General features: G+C 41.9%; 26 protein-coding genes. 15 read left to right on the plus strand and 11 right to left on the minus strand.

The window, feature by feature from the left end; genetic code table 11:
* Positions 1 to 31: 31 nt before the first annotated feature.
* Positions 32 to 616 (minus strand): TetR/AcrR family transcriptional regulator, encoded by a 585-nt coding sequence (locus tag ACFQ1M_RS06850; RefSeq protein WP_386405848.1) that lies wholly within the window; start codon positions 614 to 616, stop codon positions 32 to 34.
* Between the two features lie 71 nt (positions 617 to 687).
* On the minus strand, positions 688 to 1,104 hold the full coding sequence (locus tag ACFQ1M_RS06855) for a glyoxalase (protein ID WP_386405851.1): 417 nt from the start codon (positions 1,102 to 1,104) through the stop codon (positions 688 to 690).
* A 185-nt stretch (positions 1,105 to 1,289) separates the two neighbouring features.
* Here ACFQ1M_RS06855 and ACFQ1M_RS06860 point away from each other — a divergent pair, with 185 nt between their 5' ends.
* A complete protein-coding gene (locus tag ACFQ1M_RS06860) occupies positions 1,290 to 2,189 on the plus strand; it encodes a DUF72 domain-containing protein (protein ID WP_386405854.1) in 900 nt (299 codons plus the stop codon).
* On the opposite strand, the gene ACFQ1M_RS06865 is transcribed toward ACFQ1M_RS06860, so the two are convergent.
* The 3 genes from ACFQ1M_RS06865 to ACFQ1M_RS06875 are packed head-to-tail and all read right to left on the minus strand — an operon-like array spanning position 2,186 to position 3,798.
* Positions 2,186 to 2,473: a DUF3817 domain-containing protein gene (locus ACFQ1M_RS06865; protein ID WP_386405857.1), complete on the minus strand. Its 288-nt coding sequence runs from the start codon at positions 2,471 to 2,473 to the stop codon at positions 2,186 to 2,188. The two genes, ACFQ1M_RS06860 and ACFQ1M_RS06865, sit on opposite strands and share 4 nt — an antisense overlap.
* 20 nt (positions 2,474 to 2,493) lie before the next feature.
* Positions 2,494 to 3,345, minus strand: coding sequence for a phosphatidylserine decarboxylase (locus ACFQ1M_RS06870; RefSeq protein ID WP_386405860.1), 852 nt, complete (start codon positions 3,343 to 3,345; stop codon positions 2,494 to 2,496).
* A 6-nt stretch (positions 3,346 to 3,351) separates the two neighbouring features.
* Positions 3,352 to 3,798 carry a nuclear transport factor 2 family protein gene (locus ACFQ1M_RS06875; RefSeq protein WP_386405863.1) on the minus strand — a complete coding sequence of 149 codons (447 nt, stop codon included), beginning with the start codon at positions 3,796 to 3,798 and terminating at the stop codon, positions 3,352 to 3,354.
* A 445-nt stretch (positions 3,799 to 4,243) separates the two neighbouring features.
* Here ACFQ1M_RS06875 and ACFQ1M_RS06880 point away from each other — a divergent pair, with 445 nt between their 5' ends.
* The 12 genes from ACFQ1M_RS06880 to ACFQ1M_RS06935 all read left to right on the plus strand — a co-directional run bounded on the left by ACFQ1M_RS06880 (position 4,244) and on the right by ACFQ1M_RS06935 (position 15,388).
* On the plus strand, positions 4,244 to 4,672 hold the full coding sequence (locus ACFQ1M_RS06880) for an acyl-CoA thioesterase (protein WP_386405866.1): 429 nt from the start codon (positions 4,244 to 4,246) through the stop codon (positions 4,670 to 4,672).
* A gap of 198 nt (positions 4,673 to 4,870) precedes the next feature.
* The gene (locus tag ACFQ1M_RS06885; protein ID WP_386405869.1) at positions 4,871 to 5,197 is read left to right on the plus strand and encodes a T9SS type A sorting domain-containing protein; all 327 of its coding nucleotides are present in this window, start codon (positions 4,871 to 4,873) and stop codon (positions 5,195 to 5,197) included.
* Positions 5,198 to 5,315: 118 nt separating this feature from the next.
* Complete coding sequence (locus tag ACFQ1M_RS06890) at positions 5,316 to 5,888, plus strand: Crp/Fnr family transcriptional regulator (protein WP_386405872.1); 573 nt, start codon at positions 5,316 to 5,318, stop codon at positions 5,886 to 5,888.
* Positions 5,889 to 5,983: 95 nt separating this feature from the next.
* Positions 5,984 to 7,792 (plus strand): acyl-CoA dehydrogenase, encoded by a 1,809-nt coding sequence (locus ACFQ1M_RS06895; protein ID WP_386405875.1) that lies wholly within the window; start codon positions 5,984 to 5,986, stop codon positions 7,790 to 7,792.
* A 17-nt stretch (positions 7,793 to 7,809) separates the two neighbouring features.
* Positions 7,810 to 8,583, plus strand: coding sequence for a glucose 1-dehydrogenase (locus ACFQ1M_RS06900; RefSeq protein WP_386405878.1), 774 nt, complete (start codon positions 7,810 to 7,812; stop codon positions 8,581 to 8,583).
* Between the two features lie 92 nt (positions 8,584 to 8,675).
* Positions 8,676 to 9,896, plus strand: a complete 1,221-nt coding sequence (locus ACFQ1M_RS06905) for an acyl-CoA dehydrogenase family protein (RefSeq protein WP_386405881.1) — start codon at positions 8,676 to 8,678, stop codon at positions 9,894 to 9,896.
* 2 nt (positions 9,897 to 9,898) lie between these two features.
* The gene (locus tag ACFQ1M_RS06910) at positions 9,899 to 10,951 is read left to right on the plus strand and encodes a phosphotransferase family protein (RefSeq protein WP_386405884.1); all 1,053 of its coding nucleotides are present in this window, start codon (positions 9,899 to 9,901) and stop codon (positions 10,949 to 10,951) included.
* 84 nt (positions 10,952 to 11,035) lie between these two features.
* On the plus strand, positions 11,036 to 11,422 hold the full coding sequence (locus ACFQ1M_RS06915; protein ID WP_386405887.1) for a hypothetical protein: 387 nt from the start codon (positions 11,036 to 11,038) through the stop codon (positions 11,420 to 11,422).
* Between the two features lie 52 nt (positions 11,423 to 11,474).
* Positions 11,475 to 12,230, plus strand: a complete 756-nt coding sequence (locus tag ACFQ1M_RS06920; protein ID WP_386405890.1) for an SDR family NAD(P)-dependent oxidoreductase — start codon at positions 11,475 to 11,477, stop codon at positions 12,228 to 12,230.
* Positions 12,231 to 12,324: 94 nt separating this feature from the next.
* A complete protein-coding gene (locus tag ACFQ1M_RS06925) occupies positions 12,325 to 13,089 on the plus strand; it encodes an enoyl-CoA hydratase/isomerase family protein (protein ID WP_386405893.1) in 765 nt (254 codons plus the stop codon).
* 87 nt (positions 13,090 to 13,176) lie between these two features.
* Positions 13,177 to 14,187 (plus strand): NADP-dependent oxidoreductase, encoded by a 1,011-nt coding sequence (locus ACFQ1M_RS06930; RefSeq protein WP_386405896.1) that lies wholly within the window; start codon positions 13,177 to 13,179, stop codon positions 14,185 to 14,187.
* Between the two features lie 220 nt (positions 14,188 to 14,407).
* Positions 14,408 to 15,388: an NADPH:quinone oxidoreductase family protein gene (locus ACFQ1M_RS06935; RefSeq protein ID WP_386405899.1), complete on the plus strand. Its 981-nt coding sequence runs from the start codon at positions 14,408 to 14,410 to the stop codon at positions 15,386 to 15,388.
* Here ACFQ1M_RS06935 and ACFQ1M_RS06940 read toward each other — a convergent pair.
* Genes ACFQ1M_RS06940 through ACFQ1M_RS06950 form a run of 3 tightly spaced genes read right to left on the minus strand, consistent with a single transcriptional unit; the run spans position 15,385 to position 18,609 of the window.
* Entirely contained in the window at positions 15,385 to 15,714 is a 330-nt protein-coding gene (locus ACFQ1M_RS06940; protein ID WP_386405902.1) for a hypothetical protein, read from the minus strand. The two genes, ACFQ1M_RS06935 and ACFQ1M_RS06940, sit on opposite strands and share 4 nt — an antisense overlap.
* An 11-nt stretch (positions 15,715 to 15,725) precedes the next feature.
* Positions 15,726 to 16,193, minus strand: coding sequence for a hypothetical protein (locus ACFQ1M_RS06945; protein WP_386405905.1), 468 nt, complete (start codon positions 16,191 to 16,193; stop codon positions 15,726 to 15,728).
* 16 nt (positions 16,194 to 16,209) lie between these two features.
* Entirely contained in the window at positions 16,210 to 18,609 is a 2,400-nt protein-coding gene (locus ACFQ1M_RS06950; protein WP_386405908.1) for a hypothetical protein, read from the minus strand.
* Positions 18,610 to 19,122: 513 nt separating this feature from the next.
* Here ACFQ1M_RS06950 and ACFQ1M_RS06955 point away from each other — a divergent pair.
* Positions 19,123 to 19,986 carry a dockerin type I domain-containing protein gene (locus ACFQ1M_RS06955; protein WP_386405911.1) on the plus strand — a complete coding sequence of 288 codons (864 nt, stop codon included), beginning with the start codon at positions 19,123 to 19,125 and terminating at the stop codon, positions 19,984 to 19,986.
* Positions 19,987 to 20,017: 31 nt separating this feature from the next.
* Positions 20,018 to 20,920, plus strand: a complete 903-nt coding sequence (locus ACFQ1M_RS06960) for a T9SS type A sorting domain-containing protein (RefSeq protein WP_386405914.1) — start codon at positions 20,018 to 20,020, stop codon at positions 20,918 to 20,920.
* Positions 20,921 to 20,990: 70 nt separating this feature from the next.
* Here the strand turns inward: ACFQ1M_RS06960 and ACFQ1M_RS06965 are convergent, their stop codons facing one another.
* The 3 genes from ACFQ1M_RS06965 to panB are packed head-to-tail and all read right to left on the minus strand — an operon-like array spanning position 20,991 to position 23,081.
* Complete coding sequence (locus ACFQ1M_RS06965; protein ID WP_386405917.1) at positions 20,991 to 21,521, minus strand: DUF4252 domain-containing protein; 531 nt, start codon at positions 21,519 to 21,521, stop codon at positions 20,991 to 20,993.
* Positions 21,522 to 21,552: 31 nt separating this feature from the next.
* Positions 21,553 to 22,251, minus strand: coding sequence for an RluA family pseudouridine synthase (locus tag ACFQ1M_RS06970; RefSeq protein ID WP_386405920.1), 699 nt, complete (start codon positions 22,249 to 22,251; stop codon positions 21,553 to 21,555).
* A gap of 11 nt (positions 22,252 to 22,262) precedes the next feature.
* Entirely contained in the window at positions 22,263 to 23,081 is an 819-nt protein-coding gene (panB, locus tag ACFQ1M_RS06975; RefSeq protein ID WP_386405923.1) for a 3-methyl-2-oxobutanoate hydroxymethyltransferase, read from the minus strand.
* Positions 23,082 to 23,086: the final 5 nt, after the last annotated feature.

Here is a 23,086-nt window from a genome sequence, read left to right on the forward strand (position 1 = left end):
ACGTTCGTTTCAAATTAAGGTTAAAAAAATATTAAGTAATGGTGTCTATAAACGTGGATGCTAAAGCCTCCAGCTCATTGTGATCATGATTTAATATGCCGGTCATCTTTAATCCCTGCAAAGCTGTAAACACATAGAGTGCATATTGACTCGGACTCTGTTTTTTATTGATACTTCCATCAATTTGACCTTTTGCTACCAGACCCTCTAAAAAGTCGAGCGTCTCTTCCTGAGAATGCTGCAGCCAACTGATGATCTCTTGTTTTCCTGATGAGGCCAATTCAGTCTTGCAGTTGGCTATCATGCATCCTTTTTTTTCTTTGTCATCCAAGATTGTACTAATGTAAAGGGAGAATATCAATTTGATAGCAGAGAGCCCCGAGCGGGACTTTTCAATGACCTTCCGCGTCTGCTCTTTGGTGTGGCTGCTATAATTATCTAAGGCCATGAGATAGAGATGCATCTTGGAGCCAAAAGAATTATAGATGCTCGACCTGTTAAGGCCGGTGGCCTCCACCAGGTCTTGCATCGAGGTTCCATTGAAGCCTTTGGTCTGAAAAACCTCTGAAACTTTGGTAAGTACTTTATCCTTGTCAAATTGAACGATATTGGCCATATTTATTCTGAAATGAACGTTTCAAAATTAGGCAAAGTATCAACAAACATTAGTTAAAGAACTATTAAATCTTATACGACCTCGGCAAGCAAGGGTCGATCGAGCAGTTGTACTTGGTCCTTTAAGCGTTCGATAACGATGTTCATCATACGCTTATTGAGCGATGAAGAATTCTCTATATAAAAAAGATACTCTTCAACGGTAAACATCCCTATGACCATTCCCTTAAGTGAGTTTCTGAATTTGATATCCTTTTGGATGCAATTCTCAATAAAGATCAATTTCTTTTCCAAGCTAAGCGCATAAAAGACGCCTTTGTGCTTATTAACATAATTTCTAAAAACTTCTATCAACAGTGGGTTCTGCAACTTAATGATAGGACGAAGTGTCTTGTTCTGAAAGCGCTCATCGGCACTCATATTGTCAGAAATCCTTGCAGATGGTATCTCTGGACGAATTCTCAGAACGTCGTTAGGTCTGTCGTTCATTGTATGAGTTTTAATAAATTTAAATGAAAAATTATCGCTTTTCCACCAAGATCCAACTTGTTATCAAAAGGTTATCAACAGCTTATTCACAGTTGCACCGCTTGATTCATTGGATCTATGAGCATTGTCTGGCTCTAGGTTTTTTCGGACGTGGCGGTTTCTTTATCTTTGAATAAACTTCCTTTATGAAATTCGGTAAAGTAGATAACCCGCAAGACATTGATTTTACGATTCCGGCAGACCATCCTGATACTGCTGTTGTGCTTTCAAAAAAAGAAGACGGTCCGCTAAAGGTATATGTAGGTTGTGCCAAATGGAACAGACAGGATCTGAAGAATTTTTATCCTAGAGGCACCAAAGACGAATTGGCATACTATTCAACACAATTCAATTCGGTCGAACTGAATGCTACATTTTACCGTATTTTCCCTGGCGAGCAGTTTCAAAAATGGTATGAAAAGACCCCAGAAAATTTTAAGTTCTTTCCTAAACTTTCCCAAGACATTAGTCATTTACGCCGATTGAATGATAAGGTCTATCCTTTTGTCGACGCTTACCTGGACGCTGCGAGTAATCTAAAAGAGAAATTAGGAACGATCTTTCTTCAGATGCATGGGAATTTTGCTCCCAAGAATTGGGATCGCGTAGTAACCTTTGTAGAAAGGTGGCCTAAGGAGTTCGATCTGGCCATGGAATTTAGACATACCGATTGGTTCAATGACGAAAAGGTCGCTGACGAATTATATCATCTACTCGAAGAGCATAAGATCACCAATGTACTTGTTGACACCGCTGGACGACGGGATCTGATGCACATGCGCTTGACGACCAATGAGGCCTTTATACGTTATGTCGGTGCCAATCATGAGAGTGATTATAATAGATTGGATGACTGGGTCGCTCGTTTGAAGAAGTGGGAGCAACAAGGGTTGCGTAACATCCATTTTTTTATTCATCAGAATGTGGAGTTGGAGTCGCCATTGCTCTCGGCGTATTTTATCGAGAAATTGAATAAAACCTTAGGGACCAACTTGACCATTCCGAAAACCTTGGTTAAAAAAGAAGGCACTCAAACACTATTTTAAGTGGTGGTGCGCAAATATTTTTTGTCCACATAGAATGTGGCAAACGGGATCAGAGAGGCGATGAGCACCAATGCAAACGTCCTGTTGCTCCATTTTTGCTCTGGACGGATCGTAAATGCCATGGCAATATATAAAACAAAGAGAATGCCATGTGGCATGCCCAGCATCTTCACAAAGCTCTCATTATTTCCAAGGTACTTAATGGGAACGGCAACAAAAAGGAGTAAAATATAGGAGACGCCTTCAGAGAAGGCGACCAGCCTAAAACTGTTTCTTAGATTCATAGCAATGCTTTGGAGCAAAATTAATAGCTAGCGCCAACTTCTACAAATGTATTCTTTTGGTGAAAGCAAGGATGTTTGGGAGCGGCAATGCAACAAGTGCTGCCCAAATAGAACATGGCGATCTCATCGAGTTGTTTGATGGTAGCATCTATTCTTATCTTTTCCGGTAGTTCGATGGTGCCAACAGCGGGACCACCAACAATGGATATATACCATACTCTATTGTGTGAATCGGTGATATCTATGTTAACACGCTCATTTCTAAATGCAGGCAACGAGGGATTTTGTTTATATATCCATGGTCTAAGTATCACCAGGTCTCCAGGTATATGTTGAATGCGTGTGATCGTTCCTGTGACAGGCGCGTGTATGCGATGATAATTTTTGTTATGCAAAAAAACATTGGTGAAGGTATAATCTCTTGGGATCTCTCCTTTGGCAACACCAAAGACCGTATGAACATAGCGCTCATCACATTTCACTTTGGTGGTTGCGATATCTCGAATCTTTCCCACATCGCATAAAAGCCCCTCACATGGCCATACGGTATCACTCGAATTTGTAGGCATTTCCCTGAATTCTCGTATAAAAAAATCTTGGAAACTTTCAAATTCGGTCTTTCCAAAAGGCGGCTTGAACTTTTCTAGATACTGTTTGTCGCTATAGTTTGCTCTGATGTATGGCTTGATGATATGTTTTGAGATCGGCTTGTCGTAGACCGAACTATACAATCGAGATATCTTTCGTTGTGTCGGGCTCGGAATATTCCCCCATAATTTCACCGAGAGAAATCTATAGAGCGTTGCTCGCCATTGTGGCACTTTGAAAACTTTGAAGTAAGGATCGGAGTAATAGGCGATACTATCATTCATTTCGACCTAGTTTTTGTTTTCTTTACGTGAATCCCAAAGTACGTTGATGATCTTCCACTGGCCATCGATCTTGGCCAAATGCATATAATCGTAGAAGTTGTATTGATTGGTCAACGCCTTGATACTGGCAATGTTTCCATCGATATCTAATATTTTTACAGCTACTCTCAAAGGTTGGTCCTTTTCTTTGGACCATTTTTTCCCATCGAGTTTTGTGAGAGAGACCAGCTCGGTATAGCCCATGTTCTTTATAAGTTGAAAACCCTCGCGTTCCACGACATGTCTCTTAGCTACTTCTTCATGAACGGCACGTTCCATTTGGGACGTATTGGACTCGTAATAGCTTTCCATATAATCGATCGCCGCTTGCTCGATCGCTTTTTCATCAGAGACTTGTGCATGGGATAGTAATGAAACAAGCCATAAAATAATCAGGAAGAGTATTTCTTTCATTGTCTTAAGAGTTGGTTAGGTATTCTTAAAATTATCGGTTTCCCTTTCACCGCGATGGACCCTTAAGAAAAGTTTAGCAAGATTAACATTAATTTGAGAAGAAAGCGGTTGTTTGTTCTATTGAAATACGGGTATCTTTAAACAATTTTAACTTAATGATCTCTTAATTTGTCGATATGAAGCTACCAAAGACAAAGTAAAATCATGGGTAGAGAGCGCTTTGGGAAAAACTTTCGGACAGCAAAGGCTATTGGGATGCCGTCATCACTTTCCTTAATATTTTAGAGAGAACATCGTGATCACTAAATTTGTAAAAAACAGCTACTAAAATTGTCTGTATCCCAATTTAACTCGAATCAAATATCGATAACATAAAAATTAGCGTACGTTCGCTATTTTTAGTGGCTTCATTGTACTTTTATGTTGAACGGAAACATCAAAAGCTATGAGATTTAACACAAGAAAAGCAGTAAAACCCGGCGACCTAAACCCCAATGACACATTGTTTGGAGGGCGCTTATTAGAATGGATAGATGAAGAAGCGGCTTTGTATGCAGTCATTCAGCTGGAAAATCGAAAAGTAGTGACAAAATTCATGTCCGAGATCAACTTTGTGAGCTCTGCAAGATTAGGAGACATTGTGGAGATCGGGATCGAGGTTGTGAAATTTGGGAGATCGTCTTTGGTCCTGAAATGTGAAGCGAGAAACAAAATGACTCACGAGACCATACTTACGGTTGAGAATATTACCATGGTAAATTTGGATGATTATGGCCGACCAAAGGCACATGGCAAGACCAAGATAGAGTTTGTAGAAGAGCGCTTGGCATCAAAGACAAATCAATTGGCTAAACGTAAGGCCGCGACAGTTTAAGGAACTGCTATTTGTATCCGATATTTATGGTTTCTTCCGGTATTTGTGAATTATTACTTACAAGGTGGTGTGGTAAACTTGACAAAGTTCACATTTTGGCAACATTTCTAAGCACTTTCATAACAATTATTTGCACAGGCATAGATATTTATATAATTTTCCTTTCCCAATGTTTACAAACCTAATCTAACGCCCCATATGCTAAAAAATTACCTCTTCATTTTTTTTATTTTCATTTGTGCGTCAATTTCAGCACAGATCAACGATAAAGAAAGTTCGAAAATTGCTCAAACAGATAAAAATATATCTGTGCATCCCAATCCTGCAAAACAAGTATTTCAGGTAGTGGGTATAGAGCACTCCGCAACCCTACGCATGTATAGCGTTTTGGGTAAGATGGTCAACGAAATTGAAAATTATCATGGACAGGAGATCAATGTCCAAGATATGCGCTCTGGTATTTATTTGGTGAACATCCAATTTAGTAACCAGAAAAGCATCACACGAAAGCTGATTGTTGAATAGCATGTCCTTCATGTTATTCAAGAGAAACCGCAGTCGTTATTGGCCGCGGTTTTTTATTTTGAATTCTTTGTGGTTAAAAGAATCTTTTTGTTCTTTAGATGAAATTTTTCTATAACCTTTGGAAGACTTAAAACATAAGATACGCTCCTATACACCTGTGGATGATGAAGACATGAATTTTGGTCTTCAATTCTATCGTAAAATAACACTGAAAAAAGGAGACGTTCTACTTAAACCTGGGCAGTATTGTGATACCTTCTATTTTACGCAACAGGGTTGTATCTCCTATTATTCAATCGAGGACACGATGCCTCAGGTCATGGAGTTTTTTACGGAAGGTTATTTCTTCACGGATCTGTATGCCTATATAGAACAGATTCCGTCCGAATCATATCTAGAAGCTACGGAAGATTCTATTGTTTATGGTATTGCAAAAGAGGATGTGGAACGCTGTTTCGATCATTCCCATCAGCTCGAGCGTTTTGGTCGCCTCTCTATGCAAAAGGCATTTGTTGTCAACTTTCGGCATATCACCGAGCTCAAGAGCTTGTCGCACCAAGAACGATATTTGCACTTGTTAGAACGCCGCCCTTCTCTCTTTCAGCGGGTACCGCAATATCTGATCGCCTCCTATCTGGGATTGACTCCCGTTGGTCTTTCGAAGATCCGAAAGCGACTCAGCAAAAAATGATAATCTCATTTATTAAACTGGTTTAATTGGAAATCTATGAATATTCCCGAACTTTATTGGGATTATGATCAATAAACCAAATTAACTTCAATACCATGGCCAATTACATAGATTTGGAGACCTTGAAATATCTCCTGAATGAAGTACACAATTTAGACGAGGTTTTGAAGCAAGACCGCTTCGCAGACCATGATGCCGAATCATTGGACCTTTTTTTGGACTCGGTAAAAGAGTTTTCTGATAGAGAGCTGTTTCCTTATTTTAAAGAGATGGACGAAAAGCCTGCTTATCATGACGAAGGGACCGTGATGGTGCATGAACAAGTTGATGTGATGATGAAGAAAGGCGGAGAAATGGGACTTATTGCCGGACCTTTCGACTACGACGATGGTGGGATGCAGTTGCCGCTGATGATCCAAACGGCATCGACCTACATCCAAGAGACCGCAAATAACCATTTGCCAGGATACACAGGACTTACCTATGGCGCAGCAGAATTGATCGTTCATTTTGCAAACAAGGAACTCAACGAAGCCTATGTTCCAAAAATGCTTTCAGGCGAATGGGGCGGTACGATGTGCCTGACGGAGCCGCAAGCCGGAAGTTCATTGTCCGATGTAGTGACCAAAGCGACCCCAACCGATGATGGTTATTATAAGATCACCGGACAGAAGATCTTCATTTCTGGTGGTGACCACCAATATGCAGAGAACATCGTTCACTTAGTGTTAGCACGGATCGAAGGTGCTCCTGCAGGTACAAAAGGAATTTCTTTATTCATAGTTCCTAAGAATAGACCTACAGAAGATGGTTTGATATTCAATGATGTTACCACGGTAGCAGATTTTCAAAAGATGGGACAACGTGGCTATTGCACCACGCATTTAGGTTTTGGTGATGCCGATGATTGCAGGGGATGGCTCGTGGGAGAACCGCATCAAGGACTCAAATACATGTTCTTAATGATGAATGGCGCTCGGATTGCCGTTGGTCGAGGCGCGGCCGCCATAAGCATGGCCGCTTACCAAGCGTCACTTCAATATGCAAAAGAACGTCCACAGGGTAGAAAATTGACCAGCTCTGGAAAGAAGAATCTCGATGAAGGGCAAACGCTGATCATCAATCACCCCGATGTTCGCAGAATGCTGCTATTGCAAAAGGTCATTGCCGAGGGTTCTTTGAGCTTGGTACTATTGGCTTCGAAATATTATGACCTTAAATACACGGCGAGCGACCCGGCCGAAAAGGAAAAATATGGACTCTTGCTAGAACTGGTGATCCCTATGGTAAAGACATATCCTTCAGAAAAGGGAGCAGAAGCCGTTTCTAATGGACTTCAAGTGCTTGGCGGTTACGGTTTCTGTACAGATTTCATTCTTCAACAATACTATAGAGACATCCGTATCTTCCCGATCTACGAAGGCACGACTGGAATCCAATCGCAAGACCTTCTGGGGAGAAAGCTGCTGATGGAAAATGGTAAAGCTTTAGAATTGCTTACAACAGAAGTAATGCAGACCATCAAAGAAGCATCAAAATTTGACGATCTTCGTAGCTACGCCAATATACTTGGTGAGAAGCTGCAGCTTGCACAAAAAGTGATCGGTTTTCTAGTTGGCTTTGCCAAAAAAGGAGACTACGAGCGTTTCCTTTCGGATGCGACACCATTTATGGAGTTTTTCAGCAATATCACCATCGGTTGGTTGTGGTTGGATATGGCCACACATGCCAAAAACGCCTTGGTCATTGGTAACAATGCACATTCACAAGACTTTTACGAGAGCAAGATACATGCAATGAAATTCTATTTTAAATACGAAATTCCAAAAACCACCTCGCTAGCCGAAATACTTACAAACGAAGAAGTATTGACCATTGCCGGAGAGAAGGAGATTTTAAATTAATAACGCCAATCATAGCAATGAGTATAAAAAAAGCATTCGATCTAGATGGAAAAGTGGCCGTTGTCACAGGTTCAAGTAAAGGCATTGGAAAGGCCATTGCAAAAGCGCTGGCAGAGCAAGGCGCCAAAGTTGTGATCAGTAGCCGAAGTCAGGAGGCGGTAGAGGAGGTAGCCTCAGAGTTTCAAAAAGAAGGCTACGCGGCCATTGGCATTTCCTGTCATATAGGAAAGTCGGAACAACGTGAGGAACTTATACAAAAGACCGTCAGCCAGTTTGGAGGCATCGATATCTTGGTGAACAATGCTGCCATTAATCCGGTATATGGCCCTATTGAGGATGCTGACGAAGGTATATTCGACAAGATCATGGACGTCAATGTAAAGGCGCCTTGGATGCTTTCCAATCTCGCATTACCAAGCATGAAAGAACGAGGTGGCGGAAGTATTATCAATATTGCTTCGGTAGAAGCTTTGCATCCTGGAGCTGGCTTAGGCTTATATAGCACAAGTAAAGCGGCGCTGTTGATGCTCACAAAGAACCAGGCCAAAGAATGGGGCCAATATGGCATCAGAGCCAATGTACTTTGTCCAGGACTGATCAAGACCAAGTTTAGCGCCGCACTCTGGCAAAATGAAAAGTTGCTTCAAAAATTAGAAAGAACGCTGCCAAGTGGTCGTATGGGAATGCCCGATGAAATGGCAGGGATGGTCTGTCTCTTGGCTTCCGATGCTGGAGCATATATGACCGGAAGCGTTTATAATGCTGATGGTGGATATTTGATAGCAGGGTAACCATTCCAGTTATTAGGCATCATTTGTATCGTACGATATTTAGAGATGAGCCTGACGCACAAAAAAGAAAAAATATGCATTAACCAACGAGAATGGACTTCGATTATACAGATAAGATTAAAGACCTTCAGGAAAAACTCAATGCTTTCTTTGATGAGCATATTCTTCCTGTAGAACGCGAGGTATATGCCTTCAACTACAACCCAAAAAATTATTGGAAACGATGGCCGGGTCTCGATGATCTAAAAGATAAGGCGAAAGCAGCTGGTCTATGGAATCTTTTTCTACCCAAGAATTATGGCGAGCTGAGCCCTGGGCTGACCAACTTAGAGTACGCCCCTTTGGCAGAGATCATGGGGCGTGTACTTTGGTCTTCAGAAGTCTTTAACTGTAGTGCTCCAGATACTGGGAATATGGAAGTCTTGGCAAAGTACGGCTCATCAGAACAGCAGCAAAAATGGTTGAAACCCTTGCTGAACGGAGACATACGCTCGGCATTTTTGATGACCGAACCGCAGGTAGCTTCCTCAGACGCGACCAATATTGAAACCTCGATTCGTGCAGATGGAGATGACTATGTGATCAACGGTAGAAAGTGGTGGTCTTCCGGCGGAATGGATCCCCACTGTAAGATTGCCATCATCATGGGAAAGACAGACCCTGAAGCTCCAAGACACAAGCAGCAAAGCATGATACTCGTTCCGATGGACACCAAGGGACTCAAAATAATTCGTCCACTTTCGGTATTTGGATTTTATGATTCTCCAGAAGGACATGCGGAGATCGTTTTGGATAATGTACGAGTGCCCAAGAAAAACCTGATTTTGGGAGAAGGAAGAGGTTTTGAGATCGCACAAGGCCGTTTAGGCCCTGGCCGTATTCATCATTGTATGCGTTTGATCGGCATGGCGCAACGTTCGTTGGAAATGGCATCTCAGCGCGCCGCTGAACGCATCGCCTTTGGGAAGACCTTTAAGGATTATAGCAGTATTCGACAAGAGATCGCAAAATCAAAATGCGAAATAGAACAAGCGCGCCTATTGACGTTGTCTGCCGCAGACAAAATGGACAAACATGGAAATAAGGAGGCTAAAGACCTTATTGGGATGATAAAGATAGTCGCCCCTCAGATGGCCCTGAATGTGATCGATCGAGCGATTCAGATCCATGGTGGAATGGGTGTAGGCCCAGACACTCCATTGGCGCATTTTTTTGTCGCCGCGCGCATGCTGCGTTTGGCAGACGGACCCGATGAGGTACACATGTACCAATTAGGAAAAAGTGTCATCAACAAATATTCAAGCGAAGGATAAGTATGCAGCAAGTACGCAAGGGCGAAGAGCTCAATGAAGAACCACTAAAAAGACACCTTCAACAGAAAGGACTGATCAATAGCACTTCCAGCGAATTAAAGGTCAAGCAATTCACGCATGGGTACTCGAACCTTACCTATCAATTACAAATAGAGGACAAAGAATATGTGCTACGACGTCCTCCGTTTGGAGCGATCAAGCGCGGGCATGACATGGGCAGGGAATACAAGGTACAATCGGGACTGAAAAAAGCTTTTTCCAAAGTGCCTACCATGTATGCCTATACCGAGGATGCCGAGATATTGGGATGTCCCTTTTATGTAATGGAAAAGATGAATGGCATCATTTTGAATATTCATGAAGTGAAAAAGAGAAAGATGCCCGCAGCCGATTTTCAGGTTATCGCGAATTCTTGGTTGGATACTTTTGTGGAATTGCACAATGTGGATTACAAAGCCGAAGGTTTAGAATATCTGGGAAAACCCGAAGGATACGTAGAGCGACAAGTACTCAACTGGGGAAAACAGTATCTAAAGGCCGCTACGGACGATGTGCCGGCTGCCGAAAAGGTGATGAAGTGGATGGAAGCGAATCAACCAGCGACCTACGATCATTGCCTTATTCATAATGATTATAAGTATGACAATGTGGTTTTTAAAGATGATAGCTGGAAAGAGGTGACAGCGGTGCTCGATTGGGAAATGGCCACGTTGGGAGATCCTTTGATGGATCTTGGAACTACACTTGGTTATTGGACCATGGCTAGTGATCACGAATTCGTACAGCAGGGGATACCATCACCAACAGTGATGGAAGGGAATCCAAGCAGAAGTGAAGTTGTTGAAATGTACGCCGAAAAGAGTGGAAGAGCAATAAACCACTTGGTATTTTATTATGTGTACGGACTTTTCAAGATCGCCGTGATCGCCCAGCAGATATACTATCGCTATAATAAAGGACTGACAACAGATCCGCGTTTTGCACAGTTGAACAAGGCAGCAGAACTCTTATGTAATCTCGGGCTTCATGCCATTCAAAAACAAAAGATAGATTAAATGAGAATGCCTTCTTTTGATCATTTGCAGAACTCGCTTCAACCTATTTAAATAGAAAACAAAAGCTAGAACACATCCTACTTTATGAAGGCCAACGATAACTATGTCCATATGACTGAGGAACAATTTGAAGCGTTCAATGACCTTCCTGTCGTAGGGACTTTTCAAATGTTGAATCTTTTAAAATTCAAAGAGAAAGTGGAGGGCTCCGATATGTCTGGTGCCAAGGCCTATGCATTGTACATGAATGCCGTACTTCCATTCTTTCAAGCTTCGGGCGCAAAAGTGGTCTATCAAGGCAGGTCACAGTTCACCTTAATAGGTCCTGATGATACGGAATGGGACAAAGTGTTGATCATAGAATACGCTAGCAAACAAGATTTTCTAAAAATGATCACTACTGAAGGATATCCTGCTGCGATGCGAAGTCGTGCACTCCAGGATTCCCGATTGATCTTATGTAAGGAATAATAACCATAAAGATTTCCACAGTCTTGGAAATGAAAAATATAAACTAATGAACATGAATGTTAAAGATAAGATCGTCATTGTCACCGGTGCAGGATCGGGTATCGGCGCAGCCACCGCCAAACATTTTGCACAACATGGTGCAAAAGTTGTGGTCTCAGATCTCAAAGAAGAAAAAGCACGATCGGTTGTTGATGAAATTCTTAAAAGTGGAGGAGAAGCTACAATCAATGTTGCCAATGTGGCCAAATTTGAAGATGTTGAGAAACTTATCACGGAAACGGTGAAAAAGTATGGGCAGTTGGATGTGATCGTGAATAACGCGGGCATTGGACCTAGACAGATGGCCAAAACTGCCGAGTATACCTTAGAGGACTGGGATAATGTGATAGCTGTTAATCAAACGGGTGTTTTCTATTGTATGAAACTCGCATTACAGCAGATGATGAAGCAGGGATATGGAAATATCGTGAATATCGCCTCCTTGGCAGGATTGAAGGCGTCTTTGAACAACCTATCTTATTCCGCCAGCAAATTTGCGGTCGTCGGGATGACCAAATCGGCTGCCTTGGAATATGCAACCAAGAATATCAGGGTCAACGCCGTTTGCCCAGGTTATACAGAATCAGCCCTACTGGAAAAATTGCTGTCGGTGCGTCCGGATATGGACCAGATGCTCAAAAGTGTCATCCCCATGAAACGCTATGGCCTGGCAGAAGAGATCGCAGAAGCAGTGGTATGGCTGGCATCGGACAACACCAAATTTATCACTGGACAGACAATTACCTTAGACGGGGGAACGTCTTTGTAGAATTAGGGATCTCAAATTTTTAATTTGAATATCGACTTTTAGATATCAATCCATTAAACAATAATGAAACATAAATAAAAATGATCGTGAGAAGATGCAAACACTCAATATAGAAAGAAAAGAAAACTATGCCGTCATTCAATTGAATCGCGGAAAGGCCAACGTGATCGATCAGCAGATGGTTCGAGAGATCAGGGAAACCTTCGCTCAGCTAGAAAATGACGATTCGGTAAAGGGCGTCGTCCTTACCGGGACACCCCATTTCTTCTCCGCCGGTTTGGATGTGATCGAACTTTATGGTTATGATGAGCAACAGATCAAGGACTTCTTCGTCGATTTTGGTGGAATGTTCATTCAGTTGGCAAAGTTTCCCAAGCCGTTCGTTTGCGGTATTACAGGACATTCACCCGCGGGTGGATGCGTTATTGCCATCGCAGCAGATTATCGTATCATGGCAACAGGAGAGAAGTATACGATAGGCCTGAATGAAGTCGCAGTAAATATTCAGATTTCGAATAATCTGATCAACACCTATGCCTATTGGATCGGCAGTGGGTTGGCCAACCAATATATTTTGGAAGGTCGCCTCCTTAAAGTGGAGGAAGCATTGCAATGTGGTCTGGTCAATGAGGTTTGTCCTTTGGAAGATGTCATAGACAAGGCCGAGTCTAAAATGAAACATTATTTGCGAGCTGACGAGGAGATATTTAAGAATACGAAGTTCAAATTACGTCAGCATTTGTTAGAAAGCTTTGAGACCGACCCGGAGGCAGATCTTGGGCAGGCCATCAAACTTTGGTGGAAACCCGAGATTAGAGCCAAGATGAAATATTTTGTAGAGAGCCTTCAAAAGAAATAATGTCAGTTCGAGTAGTTTTTCCATCGGAAAAATTGTATCGAGAACAAGATAGAACGACAAAAATCAACTAGTAAAAACATAATAACCATGAACAATAAACAACAGATACTCAAAAAACGCCCAGTAGGATTGCCAGACGAAGATACTTGGGAATTACAGAGCAATCCCATCCCTGAACTTAATAAAGGAGAGGTGCTGATCAAGCAACATTATATCTCTTTGGATCCTGCCATGCGCGGCTGGATGAACGATAGCAAATCCTATATAGAACCGGTACAGATCGGGGATGTGATGCGCGCCGGGGCAGTGGGAGAAGTGATCAAGTCCAACGAACACCCAAAATTTAAAGTTGGAGACTATGTAACCGGTTGGAGTGGGGTACAACAATATGCTGTGACGGATGGCACCAACTGGCATCAAGTGGATCCTAGTTTGGCACCCTTACCTATGTACATTGGCACTTTGGGCATGCCTGGAATGACCGCCTACTTCGGAATCTTAGAAGTCGGCAAGATCAAAGAAGGAGATGTCGTTTTGGTATCTGGTGCCGCCGGAGCGGTTGGAAGTATCGTGGGTCAGATAGCCAAGATCAAAGGATGTCGTGTGATCGGTATTGCTGGAGGCGAAAAGAAATGTAAATATATCGTAGATGAGTTAGGCTTCGATGGCGCCATCGATTATAAGGCCGAAAACATTCATACCGCAATTAAACGAGAATGTTCAAAAGGAATAGATGTCTATTTTGATAACGTGGGAGGTGAAATTTTAGATGCGGCTTTAGGCAGGTTAAGGATGCACGCAAGAGTTGTCATCTGTGGAGCGATATCGCAATACAACAATAAAACTGCGATAAAAGGACCTAGCAATTATTTGTCGTTGCTGGTAAATCGAGCCACGATGCAAGGAATGGTAGTGATGGATTACGCGAAAGACTATAGAAAAGCTGCCATGGAAATGGGTGGTTGGATAAAGCAGGGCAAACTGAAGAGCAAAGAAGATATCTATGAGGGGATTGAAAATTTTCGCGAGACCTTCCTTCGCCTTTTCTCAGGTGATAAGATGGGCAAACTGGTGTTGAAGGTGATCGAAGACGCATAGTTTTGATTTACGATTTACGAATTGTCGTGGAAAGAAAAATGTTGAATATAGGCAAATGAATAACGCAATGCGAGGAAGCAATACCAATAAATGTATGATGCCAGATGTTTTTATGAGGCGGTCAATTTACTTCATCATCAAATTTTCAAATCATCTTTATTGACACATTAACTCATTGACTCAACAACCCAACAACCTAACAACCCAATAACCAATAATAATGAAAGCGATCGTTTGTAAAGAATTCGGACCTCCATCCACATTGCGATTAGAGGAAGTTGAAAATCCAAAACCGAAGGCAGGAGAGGTCTTGATCACGGTTAAGGCATGTGGCGTAAACTTTCCGGATACTTTGATCATTCAGGGATCATATCAATTCAAACCCGACCTTCCATTTATTCCAGGCAGCGATATCGCTGGCATTGTGAAAGAGGTGGGAGATGGCATTTCGCATCTTCGGCCTGGTGATGAGGTCTTTGGTTTTGTATTGAATGGCGGCTATGCAGAAGAGGTGGTCGTTCCTGGGAATGCTTGTTTTAAGAAACCACCAATGATGGATTTTCCTGTGGCTGCGTCTTTTATGATGGCCTATGGAACATCGTATCATGCGTTAAAGGATCGTGGAGGGCTTCAAGCAGGAGAGACGCTTTTGGTTTTAGGGGCATCAGGCGGTGTAGGCTTGGCGGCTGTGGAGCTTGGTAAATTGATGGGCGCAAAGGTGATCGCAGCTGCATCTTCTGATGACAAGCTCGACCTATGCAAAGAATATGGGGCGGACGCAGTGATCAATTATTCAACAGAAGACCTCAAGACCCGTATCAAGGAATTGACCGCCAATAAAGGTGTCGACGTCGCATACGATCCGGTTGGTGGACCTTATTCCGAGCCTACCATTAGAGGAATGGCTTGGAAAGGACGTTATCTGGTAGTTGGTTTCGCAGCGGGTGACATCCCCAAGATTCCATTGAACTTACCCTTGTTGAAAGGTTGCGCCATCATTGGTGTCTTTTGGGGAAGTTTTGCCATGAAAACCCCAAAAGAGAACATGCAAAATGCCATGGAGCTCATGCAATGGTATGCCAAAGGCCAACTGAAACCGCACATTCATGATATTTATCCACTGACAGCAGCACCAAAGGCCTTAGAAGCAATGATGAAACGACAGGTGAGGGGGAAGTTGGTCATTCGATGTACCGATTAGATTCCGGGAACGACTGCCTTTATGGTGTCGACAATGGTTCTAATAACAGCATTCTTTAAATGTCCTAATTTGATCTTCGAAGTTCCTGTTTGATAAAGTGCTTGCATGATCAATAGGTCCTTTTGGCTTTTCACCAACCACTCGAAGTCGTCGAGCGTCAAATGCCCATCTGCCAACAATTTGGTCCACGTTTTTAATTTGGTCTTGGAAGCTTCCAAAAATGCCTCCATATCCTTTTTTCCTTCTTTGGTAAAATCAGATACTCGGTCGCCGATCAGCTCAAAGAGGTTAGCTTTTAATTCTTTTAATATGTCTCCAAAATCCATGATCTCTTGTTTTAGTTATTGTTTAAAAAATTAAGGATACCGCTCTCGCCTTCCTTGTCTTTTTGTCCTTCATATTTGATCAAAAGATCGAAGGCTTCCATCACTTGCGGACTTGCTTGATCTACAAATACCTGACTTAATTGTCCTTGATCCTTCCAACGCTTTAACAGTCCTGCCAATAGATTCTTATCTTCATCGGCAAGCACTTCCCACATCTTGTATGTGAAGTTGTTATTCTCTTTGTTCTTTTCATACTCGATCATCTTTTCGACCTCTTTCTTTAGGTCCTCCACCTCTTGTTCATGATCGGTATAGGGTTCTACCGCCTTGTTTAGTAGCGCCTTAGACTCTATTTTGAGCGAAATGGCCTGTTGATAGCTGTATTGGTCAAAAACAGCTGTTTTAAATGCCCCGCACGAGCTCAACACAAATGAGAGTGTCAAGAGGGTCAATGAGATTCTTGTTCTTAATGTTTTCATGCTATTGGTTTTAGTTCTATTTAAATGATTCAATTTCGTTCATCTTAGATGCGAGCAGGTCTAGCTTTTTCTTCACTTCTTCGGTTTCCAATCGTGCTTCGATAGACCTTATGGCAATATTGGAAAGATAGCGACCTAATGGCAATATCGGGGTGATGGGCTCATCCTTTAGTGTAGAATCGTTTTCTTCCGCTTTTGTAGTGATCATTTGCTCCATGAGGTTCTGTTCTGTGTAAATTGGGGTTTTCTTTAGGGTAACCTGCCATGTTTTTCCTAGATCCTCTAATTTTTCCTTGGTATGCCCCGATCGTATGTTGATCAATGTACTTAATGGAGCCTGAAGCTGGGTCATGGGTTTGCTGTGATCAATTTGTTCTTCGTCATCATTATTGATCACGAGATTGATGATCTCGATTTTATTTAAGAGTTCAGGAAACTTCTTCTGCAAAACTTTTCTGAAAATGATCTGTAAATTGATCGAGACCGTTCCTCCTATATTATCATAATAGCCAGCATCGGCGAATTGCCCAACACCTTTAACCTCACCAGCGGGACTCACAAAAGGAAAACGCGCGTTCAATGACATGGCAGTGGAGAGCTTTATACTTTTATTTGGATTTATCTGTTGAAAATCGTCCAGAAAGTCTCGAAAACCTCGACATTCCTGATCTTTTCTAAAATCTACTGGGGAGATAACGGCATACTGACCGGTTTGCGCATGGGTAGTATTGATCATTAATAGCGGTGGCGACATTCCAACTTCGTTCTTTTTGTAGAAAGAGAGTACATTACGAGATAAAAGGCTTCTATCCTCATCAGCTCCAACTTCAGCCAAATGGCCAGCTTCCCATTCACCCTCCAAGGTACTGCCTCTATCTGGGAAATCGGGTAATATTCCAAAAGTACTCTGAAAAAGATCTCTTCCCAACAATGCAGCAAGCGAGGAGGACAAATAATTGTTCTTGTAGACTTCGCTCGCCCTATATTTAAATCTACCATTGGGCTTATCGCTCTTAAAGTTGAATGTCTTGTTTTGCTGGAAAGCCTCATTTGCCTTGCTATAGAACATGGAGTTGCCTACCCCGCCGCCAGAAGCTCCAGAAAGCGAAAACAGGTGGTCGCTATAATATGAAGGTGCTGCATCGTTGAGATAGCTGTGCACCAAAAATGCCCAAAGTCCGGCGCGCGAACCGCCTCCTTCCGAAGAGACAAAAATGATAGGATATTTTGTCGCCGAACTATCGATAATGGCTTTGCGTTCGCTGATCCAATTTTCGATATGTGTGTTCAGGGTGGTCCTCTTTTGCGAGGATTTGGCTTCTACATAGTCTATTTCATAATGCCTGAAATTCTTTCTATTGGCGGTACTCTTGCCATATAAAAAACAGAATACAACAACGATGGCCAACAACGGAATCCTATATTTCTTCCCCAACAGTCCAAGTCCGAATGCCGTCATATAAAAGATGATGAGGCTTACCATGATCACCGAAAGCGGATTGATCTTTCTAGAGAACTCAGGATTAACCGAAAACACAAAAAATAGCATGACGACCACAGCAATCAATACGTAGCTGATGCGATGGATAAAGATCTGTGTCTTTTCGCTGAGTAATTTGTTACTCAAAAATGCATATCCCAAAAAGAGGAAAGCAAGAATACAGTTCGCGATAAAAAGGTTAAGAATACTCTGTTTGTCTTGATTGTTCAACATCCCAAGTAAAATTATGATGACTACGAGCGAGAACGAGGCGAGATAAAAGAACCATTTCTTCTTCGGCAAGGCCGATAAGAACTTTCTGAATTTGGAGTAAATCGTATAATTAAGCATCAAAAGCATGAATATGAAGGTCAATAAAAGGGCAGTTTCGGCTTTCATAATGTCGCTAAGGACATTGTCGATGCCAAATTGCTCCGCTGCATTTAGAATGGCAAGAGCTGAAATAGTGATAAGTAGAAATCCCAGAACTTTTGGCATTGTCTTTCTTACATGAAGTCTTTTTATATGGCTGCTTACTTTGCCAGTGGATGTAGAAGTAGATACATTCTGTGACTTGTGAATATTGCCTTTGATCTGATTTGGTGTCACCGTAAAGGTCTTTTTCACGGTCAACCTATCATACACTTTTCGATCTAGATAATTGGCAGAATACCAAATGAGATAGGCCAGAAGCGTGAGTAGGCTGAAATACAATGGGACCTCTATATTGAAGACCGAATCCACTTGGTTCAAGATAAGCAATAGATCCAGCGTTTGTGGAAAATGCCACAATAAAAAGTAAGTGAGACCTATCATAAGAACTGAAACGATATTGCGTCCCAATTCTTTGAGGACAAGCGAAAACCAAAAAAAGAATATTCTGGCGTATCCAATACTTTTAGACAAGAAAGATTTAGTGAATTGTAAAGCGCTCATTTTGTGGTTGGTTTAGCACTGATCTAAAATATATGTTTTGGTATCATTTTCCTAGCTAATCCCTACAAAAATGATCATTTATTACTATGAATTTATGGGGAAATCTGCCCTTTAGCTTAGGTGATAATACCTTCTGATCGGTACTTTTTAACCTTACCTTTGAAAGTATTAATGACGTTATTGTTAATAATTCAGGGAATCGGTTCAATAAAAAGAGGAATTCAATAGGCTGGGGTGAAGTTCGTATGATATATTTGGAATGTTGAGAAATATTTATACATTTGACATGAGATTTCTTCAAGATGATCATTACGATCATTGAAATGTAGAAATCATCAATTTAACCCCTTCACTATAGCATAAGTCGATCTTTTTTGTCCCTTAACCATAAATAGGGTATATTTTGGTTAATGAACGAAAATCATGTGTTGTGCAACAAATAAGAGCATATTCACAAACATTTTTTTGAAAATAGATAATCAAAATGTACATTTACCCAGAATACTTAAATCTATGAGAAAAATTACCTTTTTTCTAGCTGCTGTATTGACTGCAGGGAGTCTTATGGCTCAATCGATAGAGCGTCAAGTGGTCGCCTCTGCAGGTTCGACTATTTCTAACGGCAGTATCACCATGGATTTCACCGTCGGAGAATTGGCCGTATCGACCATTTCTAATGGTTCAATAACATTAACTCAAGGATTTCAACAAGGCGATGCAATAATGATCCTCCTAAACGCTAGGGTTTTGTTGCAGGGCGCCATGTTGAATAGTGCCGTTGCGGCAGAGATGACCGATGCGATTCGAACTATTGTTCCGACGACGTCTCCGTATACAGACATGTTAACGGTAGATGCTGGTGTCTTTAATGACAATGGTAATAGCGATAATATTGTAGATTGGGTTTGGGTAGAACTAAGAGATGCCAATGATGCCTCAATTATGGTTGATGCCCGATCGGCATTGATACAGAAGGATGGAGACATTGTAGATGTAGATGGTGTTTCCCCAATAACCTTCGAACAACCAGCGGATAACTACTACGCGGTCGTCAATCATAGAAATCATTTAGGAATACGCACAGCTAGTACTATTGCACTTTCTACCACAAATACCTTTATAGACTTATCTAGTAATACAGCCTCAGTGGCAGGAGGGACCAATGCTTTAGCTAGTGTTAGTGGTGGTAAATTTGCACTTATCGTTGGAGATTACAATGGTGACGGACAAGTGCAGAATACAGATATCAATGCAATGCGGGCCCTGCTGGGAACTGCAGGCTATGATGCTGCTGACATGAACATGGACGGACAAATTCAATTAACAGATATCAATTTGGCAGCAAGACCAAATAACGGTAAAGGAGAACAATTCTAAAAATAACCTACAATAATTTAATGCTAATACAATGAAAAAAAATTACAACAGTTTGAAAAATATCGTAGCAGTCGCTTCATTAGTTCTAGGAGGAATGGTATCGATGACGGCACAGGAGATCAATTTCTCTTTTGCCAATGCAACAAATACCAATGATGGTATGAATGATTTCTACGAAGTAGATGTCATGGTCGATAACAATGGTGTCTCTGATTTCAAGATGGGAGAAGGACTTCTGTATTTCGATTACAGTACTGCTGCTTTTGGCTCAAATATCGATGCTGCTGGTACTATCCAGATCACTTATCCTAACGCGGGTGGATACATCTTAGGACAGTTCGTGGATGCTGCTGCTGCAAATTTCTTCGGAACAACACCTACTGTGAATGACAATACTACTTCTAAAGTAGCTGTTTCCTGGACGCAAACTTTTGCCGCTGGAACGATAGCTGCTAATAACGTAACCTCGACACCTACGCAATTGTTTCACATAAGAATTCAATACGCTGGTGCTCCTGTAGATCCGATGTTCTCCTTTGATGGTAGTGCAGGTTTTGACGATCAAACGTTTACGGCTTGTGGTCCTTTCGTCGGCGGTCCTTTTGATAGTGCTGACTGTACTGGCCCGAACGCTCCAACACAAATCACCAGTGATTTTTTCGATAGCACAGGCTCAACGCCTGGGAGTCTTTCTGTAGAAGGAATAAGCGCAGAGGCATTTGAGATCTATCCAAACCCCGCTAAAGGTAAATTCCAGATCAGAGGAATTGAGAACGTAGATGTTACCATCCATGATATCAACGGAAAACTGGTTCGTACTATCGAATCTTATGAGGGTGAAGAATTAAAGACCAATGGAATGCAGAAAGGTGTTTACTTCGTAAAGGTCTCTAATGAGGCATCAAAGGTCACTAAGAAGTTGATCATCGAGTAATCCTTTTAAATAAAATAACAATTAAAAAGCCGAGCGTCTAAACGCTCGGCTTTTTTTATTTACTACATTTTTAATTGGTAATTCCTGGTGTACTCATACCATTCGGTTGGTATTGACGGCTCAAAGAGGATGACAATGATTCGAATCCATCATTTTTTGCCATCATTCTAATGGTCTGCGGTGCAAAGTTACCATTGAGATAAACTATGGTGCTTCTGGAGCCGTTGTTGGTATAGATGATCACCTCTTTGATAACATCTCCTTTTTCTCTTACAGAATACACTGTTCTTGCCAGCCCATCATTCTTTCGGTAGACCTCTACGAATCGGTCGGTGATGATCTGACTCATCTCTGCATTGATGCGTTCGCTTTCGATGAGGGAGATATCCCTTAATTGCATATAACGAAGGTCATTGACATTGTTTAAGAGCCCATTCATCTCTGGCGAAAGCCCCTGGAGGAAGCTAAACATAAAAACAGGAACTCTTACAGCAGATACATTTGGGTCATTCTTATGACGGTTGTAAAATGAATTCATCGACAAGTAGCTACCACAGGAGGTGAATATGACAAGCAAACAAACGAATAACGCTTTTTTCATTGGATTAAATTTGTTTAAAGATAATTAAATACTAAGTGCAGGCGTCCCAAATGGCATCTTTGGGTGGCTCGGCTACAAATCGCATCTCGTCTTTTTTCACTGGATGCACAAAACTGAGGGCCCTTGCATGTAGATGAATGCTACCATCGCTATTACTGCGATCAGAACCATATTTCAAATCACCTTTTATAGGGCAGCCTATCGCCGATAATTGGGCGCGTATCTGATGATGCCGCCCTGTGTGAAGTTCAACTTCGAGCAAATGATAATTGTTTAAGTGCTTTATGACATGATATTCGAGCATCGCTTTTTTGCTATTAGAAACTTCCTTGTCATTAGCGTAGGATTTGTTTTGTTTTGGATTGCGTCTTAGCCAATGGGTAAGCATATCCGTTTTCTTTGGAGGCTGTTCCTTCACTACTGCCCAATAGGTCTTTTTCGCCTCCTTTGTTGCGAAGAGTTTATTCAATCTAGGAAGCGCCTTCGATGTCCTTGCGAACACCACCACACCGCTTGTAGGGCGGTCCAGTCGGTGCACCACCCCAAGAAATACGTTACCTGATTTATGATACTTTTGTGCCAAGTATTCTTTAACAACATCACTTAAAGGGATGTCACCTGTTTTATCTCCTTGCACAATGTCGCCAGGGCGCTTGTTCACCACAATGAGGTGATTGTCCTCGTAAAGTACTTGAAGATTATCTTTATTGGAGAAAACTTTTCTTCCCACAGGCTAACTGATCAATATTGCTCATTTTCATTAGGAAATTCCACAGCCTTTACATCCTTTACGTACTGTCCTATAGATTCGGTCATGTCCTCAAAAAGGTTCATGTAACGTCGCAAGAAACGTGGGTTAAATTCGTGGGTCATCCCTAAAAGGTCGTGCAATACTAGCACTTGTCCATCCACTCCGTTGCCAGCACCGATACCGATAATAGGTATGGAAACACTAGCTGCGACCTCCTTGGCCAATTTCGCAGGGATCTTTTCTAAAACGATACCAAAACATCCCGCCCTCTCAAGCATTTTTGCATCTTCTTTGAGTTGCTGCGCTTCTTGCTCTTCTTTGGCTCTAACCGTATAGGTGCCAAATTTGTAGATCGACTGCGGAGTAAGTCCTAAATGTCCCATTACAGGGATTCCAGCATTTAGGATACGCTTTATAGATTCCTTGATCTCTCTTCCTCCTTCTACTTTTACAGCATGGGCACCACTCTCCTTCATGATCCTTATGGCTGAGCGCAAGGCTTCCTTGGGGTCGGACTGGTAACTTCCGAAAGGAATATCTACGACGACCAAAGCACGCTCTATGGCTCTGACCACAGATGAAGCGTGATAGATCATTTGGTCTAGCGTAATTGGTAGTGTAGTTTCATGACCTGCCATCACATTACTGGCGGAATCACCAACAAGGATCACATCGACACCAGCACCGTCAACGATCTTTGCCATGGTATAATCATAGGCCGTGAGCATGGAGACCTTCTCTCCATTTTTTTTCATCTCCACTAAAGTATTGGTGGTAATACGCTTGTATTGTTTCTTTGCTACAGACATCTAAC

It is taken from the genome of Sungkyunkwania multivorans (assembly GCF_042675645.1).
Classification (GTDB): Bacteria; Bacteroidota; Bacteroidia; order Flavobacteriales; family Flavobacteriaceae; genus Sungkyunkwania; species Sungkyunkwania multivorans.